We start from the raw sequence: 12,742 nt of genomic DNA on the forward strand, positions 1-12,742 counted from the left end.
GTCGTCACCGCCGGCGCCCTGCTGACCCTCAGTGTGGTCATGTCGCTCCTGCTGCTCGTCCCGATCAACAACCGGAACAAGACGTGGACCCCCGACAACCGGCCCGCCGACTGGAAGCAGCAGCTGAACCGCTGGGAGCGCCTCCACTACGTCCGCGTCGCCGTACTCATCGCCGCCTTCGCCTCACTGGTCGCCGCCCTCGCCTGACCCCGCGGGCTCACCCGCCCGGTTGTCAGCCGCAGCCGCCCGGCCGTGCGCCCGAAGCGCGGCACCGCCACCTCCATCTACATCCAGGACCCGGACACCAACACCCTCGAACTCCGCTGGTATCCCCAGGACCCGGGCGCCAGCGACACCCACTGACCGACAGCGAGAGGAAGTACCGGAAATGGCCAAGCTGCAGAGTCTCGACCCGCACACGCCGATGTTCGCGCAGTTCAAGGAGAAGACCGGGCCCATCGTCCTGGCCAACACCTTCGTCGTCCCGAAGGAGAGGACCGAATCGTTCCTGGCCCTCTTTCGCAGGCAGGCCGAATTCATGAGGGCTCAGCCGGGATTCGTCTCCCTGCAGATGCACAAGGGAACGGCGGACAGCCAACTCCTGATGAACGTCGCGGTCTGGGAGTCGACCGAGGCGCTCGCCACGGCGTTCGCCAGCCCGGAGTTCCAGCGCATGGTGGCCGAGTCCCCCGACGACGTCGTGTCGTACCCGCACATCTTCGAGCAGATCGACGTATGACACGGCAGCCGTAGCAGGGGGAGGGCAGCCGGAGAAGCCCTGCCCTCTCCCGGGCAGTCACGCATCCACACACCATGCCGGGTCGCCAAGGCCGCCGAGCGCCCCCACTACGCGTAGTCCCGTCCCCGAAGAGGAGCCACTATGACCGTGGAACTGAATCACACCATCGTCCCCGCCCGTGACCCGCAAGCCTCGGCGCAGTTCCTGGCCGAAATCCTCGGCCTGAGTGTCGATCCGCCGGTGGCGCACTTCACGCCGGTCACGCTGGCCAACCAGGTCAGCCTGGACTACGACCAGCTGGACGACTTCGAGCCACACCACTACGCGTTCATGGTCAGCGAGCAGGAGTTCGACGCCGCCCTCGCCCGCATCCAGCACGGTGGAATCACCCACTACGGCGATCCCGCATGCCAAGAGATCGGGCAGATCTATCACAGCAAGCGCCCCGAAGGCCGCAGGGGCACTTACTTCCACGACCCCGACGGACATCTCATGGAGATCCTCACCCCGGGCGGCGCCGGGTCGTGAGGCCGACGGCGGCCCAGCGGATCATGGTCTCGCTGGTGGCGGGATCGCGTTCGTCGTCGCGACCGCCGCGGTGATGTGCGCGACGGTCACGGTGCCGTGAACGACGTACGCGCGCTTGTCGAAGCGTGTGGCTACGGCCCGGAAGCCCTTGAGGGCGTTGATCGTTCGCTCGACTTCGGTGCGGCGCCTGTACATGGTGCGGTCGCATCCGGTGGGCCGGCCGCCGACGCTGCCGCGGCGCTGTCGGTTGGCCCGCTGGTCCCGGCGTTCGGGGATGATGTGCTTGATCTCGCGGCGTCGCAGGTAGCGCCGGTTCCGCCGGGAGCTGTACGCCTTGTCGCCGCCCAGATGGTCGGGCCGGGTGCGCGGGTGTCCTCCACCTTGACGCGGTACACGGATCCGGTCCAAGACAGGGATCACCTGTGGAGCATCGCCCCACTGCCCTGGCGTGATGACGAACCCGAGCGGACGCCGACCGCCCTCACCGGCCAGATGAATCCAATAGCTCAGCGGTGATGAGCCGGCCGGCCCCGACGTCTGGGGAGACGTGCTGCGCGGATGCGGGCACCTGCGGAGTGCTGATGGGGCCGGCAGGAGGTCGAATCCACACCCACCCGGGCCTCACCGTCGCGGAGGGCGCCCGGCTCAAGCGGCAGGAGAAAGCCGTGCAGTGCTTCCTGTCCGACCTCAACCGACGGCAGGCGCACCATGTCCGTCTTCCGACGCCTGCGCCGCCCGCCCACGCTGGAGCTCGACGACATCCAGGCGACCCTGCTGCGGGTCCGGCCGGAGCCCTGCTTCGGCACCCACGCCATCCTGGAGATCACCGAGCCCGCCGCGGGCAGACAACTGCTGCGCCGGCTGGCACCCCGGGTGACCTCGGCGGCCGGCTGGGACGAACCGCGGCCGCCCTGGCAGGCCCTCGCCCTCAGCTACGAGGGACTGGTGGCCCTTGGTGTGCCGCAGGAGTCGCCGGCCTCCTTCCCTGCCAACTTCCGTGCCGGGACGGCCGCCTACGAGACGGAGTTGGGCAAGGTGCCGGGGGTGCGGCTGCTGTCGCACCGGGACTTCGCGGCCGACGGGTTCAATGTGTTCGGGTACCGGGACGGCTTCAGCCGGCCGGTGGTCGAGGGCAGCGGTGCCGAACCCCTGCCCGGCGACGGCCGCCTGAACAGGGCCGGCGAGTTCGTGCTGGGCTACCCGAGCGAGACCGGCCATCCCCTGCCCGCACCGACTCCGGACGTCCTCGGCCGCAACGGCACCTACGTGGTCTTCCGCACGTACCACTCCCATGTCGCCGCCTTCAACAAGTGGCTGCACGACACCGCCCGCACCGAGGCCGAACCGGAACTGCTGGCCGCCAAGCTCGTCGGCCGCCGGCGCAGCGGCGCGCCCCTGGCGCTGGCTCCGGAGCGTGACAACCCCGCGATCGGCGAGGACCCGAACCGGATCAACGACTTCGACTACGCCGCCGACCCGCGCGGCCTACGTACCCCCCTCGGATCGCACATCCGCCGGTTGAACCCGCGCGACACGATGACGTCCTGTCCTTCAGTCCGTGGCACGCTCTGGCGGCCCACCGCCCGCTGGGCTCCATCATGAATCAAGGAGCTTCCTGCCTGATCCTCCCCGCCTGTCCTTCCGGCGCGATCTGCGGATGCGGCCGCAGATCGTGCCGGAGGCTCGCATGTCAGAATGGAGGCGCTCGTACTTCGTCCGGTCTTCATCGAGGTTTTCCGTGTCCCAGCCCGTCGGCCGCGTGCCGCAGCGACGCAACGCACGGTCCAACCGGGCGCGCATCCTGGCCACCGCACGCCGGGAACTCGGACGGAACCCCGACATCACCCTGGAGGAGCTGGCCCGTGCCTCCGGTGTCGTCAGGCGCACACTTTTCGGGCACTTCCCCGGACGGGCGGCGCTCCTGGAGGCGCTGGCCGAGGAGGCCGCCGAGGCTTTCGAGGCCGCCGTGGCGGTCGGAGCGCCGACGACGGAGCCGGCCGAGCGGGCGCTCGCGCGCTTCTCCCTGTCGATCTGGCCGGTGGGTGACCGCTACCGGATGCTCCTGGCGCTCGCCCACCGGGACCTGGGCGCGGAACGCGTCGACGAGGTCCTCAAGCCCGCCCGTGTCAGGGCCACCGCCATCGTGGAGTACGGGCAGCGCGACGGCGTCTTCCACTCCCATCTGCCGCCCGCAGTGCTCGGCGCCGCTCTGGAGGCCATGACGGTCGCCCTCCTGGAGGAGATCAACACCGGCACGTTCGAGGACGACGGCACCCGGGTGGCCGTCGCCACGCTCATCGCGGCAGGTGTCCCGGAGAAACAGGCGCGCGTCGTGGTCGACGAGGTGGCGGCCACGGCAACGGCGGAGGATGCCGCCGACGGCTCGGCGGACCAGACGACCTGACCTTCTCCCACCCGGTGGCGGTGGCCGCCCTGGGCGGCCGGTACGAACTGCGCCTGCTGCTCGGTTCCGGAGGCATGGCCGAGGAGCATCTCGCCCGGGACCGCCGGCTCGACCGTCTCGTCGCCGTGAAGACCTTGCGGGCCGACCTCGCCCGCGACCCGGCGCTCCAAGCCGGCCGACGTCATGCTGACCGCCACCGGCCCGGTCAAGGTCATGGACGTCCGTCGTCGCCGACATCGAGGCATACCTCGACGCCGAAGTGCTCGTATCGGCCGCTGGACCTCCGTCGACGGCAAGGCCGATGTTCCCGGCCTGGTCGGCCAGAGCCTGGATGAGGCCGGCCGTGCAGACCGTCCAGATCCTCACCGGCACCGTCGGCAAGACCCATTCCGAGGTCCAGGACGAACTGAGTGCGCGCGAGCGGCCGGTCGTCGGACGGCGGGACACCGGCCGACGGCACGGTCACTACGCAGGCTCCTACGGCCGGCGGTCAGTAAGGCCTCCAGAACCATGGTCGTAGAGGGCCGAGGTGGCCGGGACCGCTCGCATGCCGAGGCATGGCATGCTCGGAGGACATGTCCACAGCGACTGGCTGTCACACGTTCCCGAGCGCGTCGGTCAACTGAGCGACAGCCGTCAGCTTTGGCACGCCACGCAGGGAAGCGACCACCTGGTTGCTCGCGAACTCGCGTTGCGCGGAGGTCACGGCCGGGTCGATGGAGCACTCGGCCTGTACGTAGATGAAGTTCAGGTCCGTCGCGAACAGCATGGAGAAGGACTGCGGTCCCTTGATGGTCGCTGTGCCTCCGGCGCTTCGATAGGCTCGCGCCAGGCGCCGGGCGGAATCGGTGTTCACCTGGTTGCGGCCCGCCCATACGTACACGGCGCGTGCGAGTTCTCGTTCCGCCGAAACGGGTCCGGCGTTGTCCCAGTCGAGGAGGACCGGCCCGTCCGGGCCGACCAGAACGTTCTGGGGCTGCAGGTCGAGATGTGACGTCACGAGGTCGCCGGGCGCGGTCGGGGTCACCCAGTGCGCCAGTTCCGCCGCAGACGTGTCGATGAACCAGCCCAGCGCGTCCGACCACGGCAAGCGGGCCTGATGAACCTTCTCGTGCAGGTCTTTCCAGTCAGCGTGCTGAGGGCACTGCTCGTACCAGGAGTCCGGCGTATCGCTCGCGTCCTCGCCCGCCGTATGGAGGAGGGCCATGGTTCGGCCGAACCAGTCCAGGATGTCCCCGTCGGATGGATCCGCCTTGGTGCCGTCGATCCAGTCGTACAGCTTTACGTAGGACCCGCCTGAAGAATGAGTCAGCTGTGAGACGTGTGTGCCGTGGCGGTTGGGAATGAGACGCGGTGACGCGATTCCAAGGTTCTCCATGGCCTGCCGTAATGCGGCCTCCCGGCGCACCTGTTCTTCGTCGCAGCCGAAGAGGAGTTCCTTCACCGCCCAGGAGGAGCCGTTTCCGGAGAGCTTCCAGATGTGGCCCAATGCGCCACGGGTGACGGGTCTCATCGTCCAGGGCCCTGCACCGAGTCCGTAGGTCTCAGCTATGAAGTCGGCTGTGTCGTGCATTCAGGTACCTCTCCGGATGCTGATGGCCAACGTTGACTATTGCATGCTGAGCCTCGGGGCGGAGTCCAGAGTGCGGCTCCACGGTCGGCGGACCTCACCACTGCAAAAAGGGACGGTGCCGGGCGTCCCCTCCCGGCACCGTCCGGGGCCGTGCTCCGCTCAGGCACGGCCCGTCCTTGGGTGGTGGAGGCCGGATCACGTGTCCGGCCCGCGACCTCGTGGGGCTCAGGCGGCGCCCACGGCCTCGGTCTCCTCCGGCGCGACCGCCGTGTCCTGCTGGCGGTGCTTGCCGGCGTGCTCGCGGCCGGGCAGGACCGCGATGACGATCACGGCTCCGAAGGCCATGATGATGCCGCCGACGAGGCTGGTGTGGGCGATGGCGTGAGCGAAGGACTCGTGGACCGCCGCGACCAGGGCCTGGGCCTGCTGGGTTCCGCCCTGCGGGTTCTTCGCTACCTGCTCGGCGACCGCGAGGCCGCCGCCCACCGAGTCCTTGGCGGTGCTCATCGCGGCGGCGGGGAGGTGGCCGCCCACCATGTCGGTCAGCTTGTGCTTGTAGGAGGTGGCGAGGAGCGAGCCGAGGATCGCGATGCCGAGGGAGCAGCCGAGTTCCAGCGCGGTGTCGTTGGCGCCGCCGCCGACGCCCAGTTCCGACTCGGGGAAGGAGCCCATGATGGTGTCGGTCGCCGGGGACAGGCTCAGACCGATCGCGAAGCCCAGCACCAGCAGAGTCGGCAGGAAGTCGGTGTACGTCGAGCCCGACTCGACCCGGGTGAGCAGGACGACGCCCGCCGTGCCGAGCACCATGCCGACACCCACCACAGCCTTCACACCCAGCTTCGGCGTCAGCTTCGCGGTCACGGCCGCGCCGACGAAGACGGCTCCGGCCAGCGGCAGCAGTCGTATACCGGTCTCCAGGGCGTCGTAGCCGAGGACGAACTGCAGGAACTGGGTGGAGTAGTAGATCGAGCCGAAGGTGCCAAAGAAGAAGAACAGCACCGCGAGCATCGAACCGGAGAAGGGCCGCTCGGCGAACTTGCGCACGTTCAGCATGGGGTTGGGGTGGCGCAACTCCCAGGCGGTGAAGGCCAGCAGGCCCATGCCGGCGACCACGGCCGCGGTGATCGGGCCGGTGCCCCAGCCGAAGTGCGGGCCCTCGATGGTCGCGTAGACCAGGGAGCCGACCGAGACGATCGACAGTAGACCACCGACGTAGTCGATGCGGCCCATGTCCTTTGCCTTCGACGGCGGCACGAGGAGCAGCGCCCCGAAGACGCCGAGGACCGCGATGGGCACGTTCATCAGGAAGGTGGAGCCCCAGGCGTGGTGCTGCAACAGCCATCCGGCAGCGAGGGGGCCTGCGGCGATGGCGAGGCCGGAGGTGGCGGACCACGCGGTGATGGCCCTGGCGCGCTCGGACTTCGGGAAGATCGCGACGAGCAGGGACAGGGTGGCCGGCATGACGACGGCGGCGCCGATGCCCATGATCGCGCGGGCCGTGATGACCAGGTCGGTGTGGTGGACCTGGCTGCCCATCACCGAGCCGCCCGCGAAGATCAGCAGACCCAGGACCAGGGCGCCACGGCGGCTGTACTTGTCGCCGATCGCACCCAGCACCAGCATCAGCGCGGCATACGGGACCGTGTAGCCGTCGATGACCCACTGCAGGTCACTGCTGGACAGGCCCAGGTCCTTCGTCATGTCCGGCGCCGCCACGATCAGCGACGTGTTCGCCATGACGACGATCAGCAGGCTCAGGCACAGCACCAGCAGCGCCCACCAGCGCCGGGGATACGGCCCCGTCGTCTTCTCGACGGGTGTGGCGGCAAAGAGCGGCATCGAAAGCTCCTCGGCAGGAGGCGAAGCGGAGGCTTCGGGGTTCGTGGATCGGTGTGAGCGGTGCGGGCGCGGCCGTGAGCCTGCGAAGCACCGGGCAGTTAATTGCCCATCGATGTGCAGACTAGTTTATTGCCCGTCGGTGTGCAACTATCGAGATGCCCTTCCCGCCGTCGACCGGAGATCCCGACATGACCAGCGCATACGTGGCAGACACCCTGGGACGCAGTCGCACCCGCACCACTCGGGCCCGGATCCTCGAGGCGGCCAGGCAGGAACTCGGCCGTGACCCCGACAGCAGCCTCGGTGACATCGCCGAGGCCGCGGGGGTGGTGCGTCGTACGGTCTACGGCCACTTCAGCGGCCGGGCGGCGCTCGTCGAAGGGCTGGTGGAGGACGCCGCCCAGGCGCTGCGGGCGGTGCTCATGGTCCCGGCGGTTCCCGAACTGGACGCCGTCACGGCGCTGGCGCGCTTCGTCATGGCCGTATGGCCCGTCGGCGACCGGTACCGCATGCTGCTCCGCCTCGCGCCCCAGGATCTCGGGGTCGAGCGGGTCGCCGAGGTCCTCGCGCCCGCGCGCGAGACGGCGGCGGCGATCATCGCCCGGGGGCAGCGGCAGGGGGTCTTCCAGGCCGGTGTGCCGGCCGGCCCGCTGAGCCGGGCGCTGGAGGGCCATCTGCTGGGGCTTCTGGAGTGCGTCAACGACGGCGCCTGGAGCGACGACGGCCGGGGCACCGCGGCTGCCGCCCTGATCGCCATGGGTGTGGACGGCGACGCCGCCCTCACCTGTGTCCGCCGCCTGGGCCGGCCGGCGCGTGTCGGTACCTAGCCGCACACAGCCGCTGCAGACACATGTCCCAAGAAGCTCCCGAGCACGTCCCTGGAAAGGGCACCCATGTATCAGCACCAGCCCGACGGCGCATTCGTCAGTGAGTCCACCTACGGCGACGCCGCCGTCCACGCGAGCCCGCCGCCTCTGTGGAAGCGGCGCAGGTTCATCGTCGCCGCGTCCTTGGTGGCGGCGCTGGTGGGCGCCGTCGTGGTCGACCGCACCGCCGCAGCCGATGCCGAGAGCCGTACGGCGGAGGCGTTCCAGGAGGGCATGGGCACGTCTGACCAGCCTTCGGTGCACGTCAGCGGCTTTTCCGTGCTCACGCAACTGGCCCAGGGCAGCCTGCGGCATGTCGAGATCACGGCCCACGACATACCGGCCCGCGGAACGACCCGGCCGCTACCGGTGACGAAACTGACCGTCGGCCTGGACGGCTTGAAAACCTCGGGGAGCGCCAAGGAGGCCCATGCGCGCAGTGTCCAGGCCACTGCCTTCCTGTCCTACGACGACCTGTCGGGTGTCCTCGGTGTGCGGATTTCACAGGGGGACGAGCCCGGACGCGTCGACGCGACGGCCGACCTCCCGCTCGCCGGAGACGTGACCGTGAGCGCGGCCGTCTCGGCCACCAGTGGCAACCGCATCGCCTTCTCGGACATCCGCGTCACCCGGGGCGAGTTGATCCCTCCCGCCAAGGCGCTGCTCGACACGGCCCTGTCGAGGCCCGTCCCGCTTCAGAACATTCCGGAGGGGCTGCACCTGCGATCGGTGACCCCCACGGAGAGTGGCATCGACGCCCGCTTCACCGGCACGTCCGTCACCTTCCGTCCGAGCGCGTCGTCCGCCGCGTAGACGTGCCGGGCGGTCAGTCGAGGTCGGGGAGGGGGCGCCGGGCGACCTCGTGGGCGTCGTCCGGCGGGACGCCCAGCATGCGCAGGACCATTTCGGCGAGGTTCACCGCCGCCTCGTCGCCGTCCAGGTCGGGACGGGCGAATCCCAGCTCCACCAGGGACAGCAGTGTTCCGCCCAATGCCGACAGCGCGACCGTCGGGTCGACAGCGGTGAAGCGACCGGAGGCCATGCCGACCTGCAGGTCGCGCAGCGCCCGGACGGCGAGGCCGTTGTCCGAGTGGACGTGCCCGAGGCCGCGGCGGCGTACGACCTGCATCAGCTCCGGATGGGACGCGGTCAGCCGCGCGCTGAGCCGGAACCCGCCGCCACCAGTTCGGCCGGGTCGTCGATCCCCGCGAGGTGCTTGTCGAAGTTCTGGCCGAACTCCTCCAGGGCGTCCACCACGGCCGCCTCGAACAGCTCCGTCTTCGACTCGAAGTGGTTGTAGAAGGAGCCGAATCCGACGTCGGCGCGCTCGGCGATCGCCTGGATGCTGGCGCTGGTGTCCCCGGTCTCGGCGAGGATCTGCCGGGCCGCGCGAATGAGTGCCCGCCGGGTCTCGGCGCGGCGCCGCTCGAACCGGTTGCTGGGCGGGGCTGACGTAGACACGCGACGAGCCTAACGGCGGAGCGATGACGATCACAGTCCTGATGAATTCATCATTCCCCGCCGTGAACGGCTTGACGACAGAACTATCACAGTTGATGATTTCCTCATTGCGGCAATGTTGCTCGGAGGGCACCATGTCTGAAACCCGCGTTCCGGGGGCTGACGTCAAGACGGCCCACCAGGACCTCCACAGCGAGCAGGGCGCCCTGCGCGGCGAACATCCGGGCCGCAGACCGCGTGCTTGGCCACCCGCTCCGGGCTGACCGGCGAACGCAGCGCGCCCGCGAGACCCGGACGGCGGACGGTCGTGTGAAAGGTACGGGACAGCTCGCGCACCTCGATGCTGCCGGTCACATGAGTCACTCGACGGATCTCCTTTGCGGGGCGCACCTGCGCACGACGTGACCGCGGCCGGCCGGAGATGCGCCGGCCGGCCGCGGTGGGTGTCAGGACCGTGTCGGTCAACCGGTCTGCGAGAACACGAACGAGAACTCCGCCGGCTCGGCCCGCAGGTGGTACTGGGGCAGCGGGCCCGGGCCGCAGGACTGGGAGCCGATGCCGTGCTGGCCGTGGTCGAGGTTGACCCAGACTGCGTCGCCGGCCGTGAGGTCGGTGCGGTGGCCGGCGGCGTCCAGCTGCTCGGTGGTCCAGCGGCGGGCGGTGAGGTAGTACGCCGGGTCGCCCTCGATGCGCAGGCCGCCCAGCTCCGCCCAGCGGACGTCGATCCGCGCGCCGTTCTCCTGGGGGCGGACGTACGGCGTCTGCATGTCGTCGACGGTCGACTGCCAGAAGCCGACCGCCGACGCCGTCCTGGTGTCCGGATACGCCTCGCCGGGGCCGCCGCCGAACCACCGCACCCGGTCGGCCGTGGACAGTCCGAACCGGATGCCCAGCCGGGGCAGCGGGACGGTCCAGTCGCCCTCCGGGACGGTGGATACGGTCAACCGCAGACGGTCGCCGTTCGACGTCCAGCGGTACACCGTCGACAGCCCCACCTCCGCCGCGGCCGGCGCCACCCGCGTGCGCACCGTCAGCGCGTTCTCGCCGGCCTCCACCGCGTCCAGCCGGTGCCGCATCCGGTGCAGGCCGAGGGTGCGCCACTGAAGGCCGTAGCGCGTGTCGGTCTGCCAGGCGGCGCCGTCGTCGTTGTCGGTGGTGGCCCGCCACACGGCCAGGCGCAGACCGGAGACGGGCACGCCGCCGATCGCGGTCAGGGCGCCGGTGCGGGCGTCGAAGGTGCCGGGGCCGAGGGTGATCACCCCGTCGCCCGGCACCGGGCGGGCGGTCGGCTCGACCGAGGGCACCCGGCGCTGCGCGGCCGGAACCTGGCCCCAGGCGACGACGTGGTCCTTCGGCGCCCACGGGGTGTCGGCCGCGAGCACCGCCCGGACCGTCCAGAGCGCCTCGCCCGCCGGTGATGCGGCCGGGGGCGCGGGCAGCTTGACGTCGGCGGACTCGCCGGGTGCCAGCACGGGCACCGACAGGGTGCCGGACTCCACCCGCTCGCCCTCGACCTCGTACGACCAGGTGAACGCCAGCGCGGACAGGCCGGCGAAGTCCTGCTTGTTGGTGACCCGGACCGTGCCGTCACCGGCGTCGCCGCTGATGCCGACCGGTTCGATCACCTTCTTGAACTCGACCAGCCCGGGGGAGGGCTGCCGGTCCGGGAAGAGCAGGCCGTCGCAGACGAAGTTGCCGTCGTGCAGTTCCTCGCCGAAGTCGCCGCCGTAGGCGTAGCCCAGCTCCGGGTGCGCGATGCCGTGGTCGATCCACTCCCAGACGAAGGCGCCCTGGAGACGGTCGTACGACTCGAACAGCCGCTGGTAGTCGGCGAGTCCGCCGGGGCCGTTGCCCATGGCGTGGGCGTACTCGCACAGGATGAAGGGGAGCCCGCGCCGCTTGTGGGTGCCGCCGTCCAGGTCCTGGCCGATCCGCTCGACCTCGGCGTGGCTCGCGTACATGCGGGAGTACATGTCGGTGTCACGGCAGTCGATGTCGCCCTCGTAGTGCACGAGGCGGGAGGCGTCGCGGCCCTTGATCCACTCGGCCATCGCGGTCAGGCCGCGTCCGGTGCCGGCCTCGTTGCCGAGGGACCAGATGACGACGGAGGGGTGGTTCTTGTCCCGCTCGACCATGCGGGAGGCGCGGTCCAGCAGGGCCGGGGTCCAGCGGTCGTCGTCGACGGGGTTGTCGCGCCAGCCCTGCTCGGTGAAGCCGTGGGTCTCCAGGTCGCACTCGTCGATCACCCACAGGCCGTACTCGTCGCACAGGTCGAGGAAGGCGGGGTGGGGCGGGTAGTGGGAGGTGCGGACGGCGTTGACGTTGTGCCGCTTCATCAGCAGCACGTCCTCGCGCATCGTCTCCAGGTCGAGGGCGCGGCCCTTCTCCGGGTGCCACTCGTGCCGGTTGACGCCCTTGAACAGGACCGGCCTGCCGTTGACCTTGATCAGGCCGTCCGACAGCTCGACGGTACGGAAACCGACGCGCAGCGGCACCCGCTCGCCCTCGGTGGCCAGCTCGCCCTCGTACAGCCTCGGGGTTTCCGCCGACCAGGGCTCGACCGGCACGGTCACGCTCTCGCCGGTCGCGACGTCGATGCCCAGCTCGGAGATGGTGACCCGGCCGTCGACGTCGGAGTCGACCCGCAGGGTGCCGGTGCCCGCGAGGTGGTCGTAGGAGGCGTGGACGAACAAGTCGAGGGCGGCGCCCGCCGGGCGGTGCAGCAGGGTCACGTCACGGAAGATGCCCGGCAGCCACCACTGGTCCTGGTCCTCCAGGTACGAGCCGGCCGACCACTGGTGGACGCGGACCGCCAGGACGTTGCCCGTGGTCTTCAGCAGATGGCCGACCGCGAACTCGTGCGGCAGCCGGGAGCCCTTGAACTCGCCGAGGTCCGTGCCGTTCAGCCACACCCGCGCACACGACTCCACCCCGTCGAACCGCAGCACCGCGCCGCCCTCGGCGAGGTCCGGCCAGTCCGCCGGCAGGTCGAAGACCCGCAGGTGGTCGCCGGTCGGGTTCTCGGTCGGCACGTGCGGCGGGTCGACCGGGAACGGGTAGAGGTGGTTGGTGTAGATCGGGGAGCCGTGCCCCTGGAGGACCCAGTGGCCGGGGACCGAGACCTCCGCCCAGCCACCGGCGTCGTACCCCTCTGAGGCGAAAGAGTCGTCCTCGGCGTCGGCCGTCTGCGACAGCCGGAACCGCCAGCTGCCGTTCAGCGAGAGGGAGGCGGCGTCGGAGGACGCGTACCAGGCGCGCGGCGGCAGCGCGCCGGAGCCCGGGGAGACGTCCTCGACGTAATCGGTTGCGGTGGTGGTGCGGAAAGACATCGG

At 70.3% G+C, this 12,742-nt stretch carries 10 protein-coding genes and 3 pseudogenes; 8 read left to right on the forward strand and 5 right to left on the reverse strand.

Annotated elements, in window-relative coordinates; genetic code table 11:
• The 3 genes from ACH47Z_RS40095 to ACH47Z_RS40105 form a co-directional block, all read left to right on the forward strand.
• Window positions 1-207: anthrone oxygenase family protein (locus ACH47Z_RS40095; protein WP_399083241.1), on the forward strand; the 207-nt coding region annotated here is incomplete at its 5' end.
• A gap of 181 nt (window positions 208-388) precedes the next feature.
• Entirely contained in the window at window positions 389-739 is a 351-nt protein-coding gene (locus ACH47Z_RS40100) for an antibiotic biosynthesis monooxygenase family protein (protein WP_399083244.1), read from the forward strand.
• 141 nt (window positions 740-880) lie between these two features.
• Entirely contained in the window at window positions 881-1,267 is a 387-nt protein-coding gene (locus ACH47Z_RS40105) for a VOC family protein (RefSeq protein WP_399083247.1), read from the forward strand.
• Window positions 1,268-1,288: 21 nt separating this feature from the next.
• Here the strand turns inward: ACH47Z_RS40105 and ACH47Z_RS40110 are convergent.
• Window positions 1,289-1,881 (reverse strand): annotated as a pseudogene (locus ACH47Z_RS40110) (IS5 family transposase); the annotation flags it as partial.
• A gap of 94 nt (window positions 1,882-1,975) precedes the next feature.
• Between ACH47Z_RS40110 and ACH47Z_RS40115 the strand changes: the two are divergent.
• The 3 genes and pseudogenes from ACH47Z_RS40115 to ACH47Z_RS40125 all read left to right on the forward strand — a co-directional run.
• Window positions 1,976-2,869 (forward strand): hypothetical protein, encoded by an 894-nt coding sequence (locus ACH47Z_RS40115; RefSeq protein ID WP_399083250.1) that lies wholly within the window; start codon window positions 1,976-1,978, stop codon window positions 2,867-2,869.
• A 136-nt stretch (window positions 2,870-3,005) separates the two neighbouring features.
• Complete coding sequence (locus ACH47Z_RS40120) at window positions 3,006-3,671, forward strand: TetR family transcriptional regulator (RefSeq protein WP_399083253.1); 666 nt, start codon at window positions 3,006-3,008, stop codon at window positions 3,669-3,671.
• Between the two features lie 14 nt (window positions 3,672-3,685).
• Window positions 3,686-3,886 (forward strand): annotated as a pseudogene (locus ACH47Z_RS40125) (hypothetical protein); the annotation flags it as partial.
• A 380-nt stretch (window positions 3,887-4,266) separates the two neighbouring features.
• Here ACH47Z_RS40125 and ACH47Z_RS40130 read toward each other — a convergent pair.
• Together ACH47Z_RS40130 and ACH47Z_RS40135 are read right to left on the reverse strand one after the other, a co-directional pair.
• Complete coding sequence (locus tag ACH47Z_RS40130; RefSeq protein WP_399083256.1) at window positions 4,267-5,244, reverse strand: phosphotransferase enzyme family protein; 978 nt, start codon at window positions 5,242-5,244, stop codon at window positions 4,267-4,269.
• Window positions 5,245-5,469: 225 nt separating this feature from the next.
• A complete protein-coding gene (locus tag ACH47Z_RS40135; protein ID WP_399083259.1) occupies window positions 5,470-7,083 on the reverse strand; it encodes an MFS transporter in 1,614 nt (537 codons plus the stop codon).
• A gap of 188 nt (window positions 7,084-7,271) precedes the next feature.
• Here ACH47Z_RS40135 and ACH47Z_RS40140 point away from each other — a divergent pair, with 188 nt between their 5' ends.
• The gene (locus tag ACH47Z_RS40140) at window positions 7,272-7,910 is read left to right on the forward strand and encodes a TetR/AcrR family transcriptional regulator (RefSeq protein ID WP_399083262.1); all 639 of its coding nucleotides are present in this window, start codon (window positions 7,272-7,274) and stop codon (window positions 7,908-7,910) included.
• Window positions 7,911-7,976: 66 nt separating this feature from the next.
• On the forward strand, window positions 7,977-8,762 hold the full coding sequence (locus tag ACH47Z_RS40145) for a DUF2993 domain-containing protein (RefSeq protein ID WP_399083265.1): 786 nt from the start codon (window positions 7,977-7,979) through the stop codon (window positions 8,760-8,762).
• Between the two features lie 13 nt (window positions 8,763-8,775).
• Here the strand turns inward: ACH47Z_RS40145 and ACH47Z_RS40150 are convergent.
• Window positions 8,776-9,410: pseudogene (locus tag ACH47Z_RS40150) on the reverse strand (TetR/AcrR family transcriptional regulator).
• A 461-nt stretch (window positions 9,411-9,871) separates the two neighbouring features.
• Entirely contained in the window at window positions 9,872-12,739 is a 2,868-nt protein-coding gene (locus ACH47Z_RS40155) for a glycoside hydrolase family 2 TIM barrel-domain containing protein (protein WP_399083268.1), read from the reverse strand.
• Window positions 12,740-12,742: the final 3 nt, after the last annotated feature.

The sequence above is a fragment of the Streptomyces sp. NPDC020192 genome (genome assembly GCF_044388685.1).
Classification (GTDB): Bacteria; Actinomycetota; Actinomycetes; order Streptomycetales; family Streptomycetaceae; genus Streptomyces.

Excerpts from the sequence above, each read along its gene's own strand:
- ACH47Z_RS40100 (WP_399083244.1), top strand. The coding sequence starts at position 389 with ATGGCCAAGCTGCAGAGTCTCGACCCGCACACGCCGATGTTCGCGCAG.
- ACH47Z_RS40105 (WP_399083247.1), top strand. The coding sequence starts at position 881 with ATGACCGTGGAACTGAATCACACCATCGTCCCCGCCCGTGACCCGCAA.
- ACH47Z_RS40115 (WP_399083250.1), top strand. The coding sequence starts at position 1,976 with ATGTCCGTCTTCCGACGCCTGCGCCGCCCGCCCACGCTGGAGCTCGAC.
- ACH47Z_RS40130 (WP_399083256.1), bottom strand. The coding sequence starts at position 5,244 with ATGCACGACACAGCCGACTTCATAGCTGAGACCTACGGACTCGGTGCA.
- ACH47Z_RS40135 (WP_399083259.1), bottom strand. The coding sequence starts at position 7,083 with ATGCCGCTCTTTGCCGCCACACCCGTCGAGAAGACGACGGGGCCGTAT.
- ACH47Z_RS40140 (WP_399083262.1), top strand. The coding sequence starts at position 7,272 with ATGACCAGCGCATACGTGGCAGACACCCTGGGACGCAGTCGCACCCGC.
- ACH47Z_RS40145 (WP_399083265.1), top strand. The coding sequence starts at position 7,977 with ATGTATCAGCACCAGCCCGACGGCGCATTCGTCAGTGAGTCCACCTAC.
- ACH47Z_RS40155 (WP_399083268.1), bottom strand. The coding sequence starts at position 12,739 with ATGTCTTTCCGCACCACCACCGCAACCGATTACGTCGAGGACGTCTCC.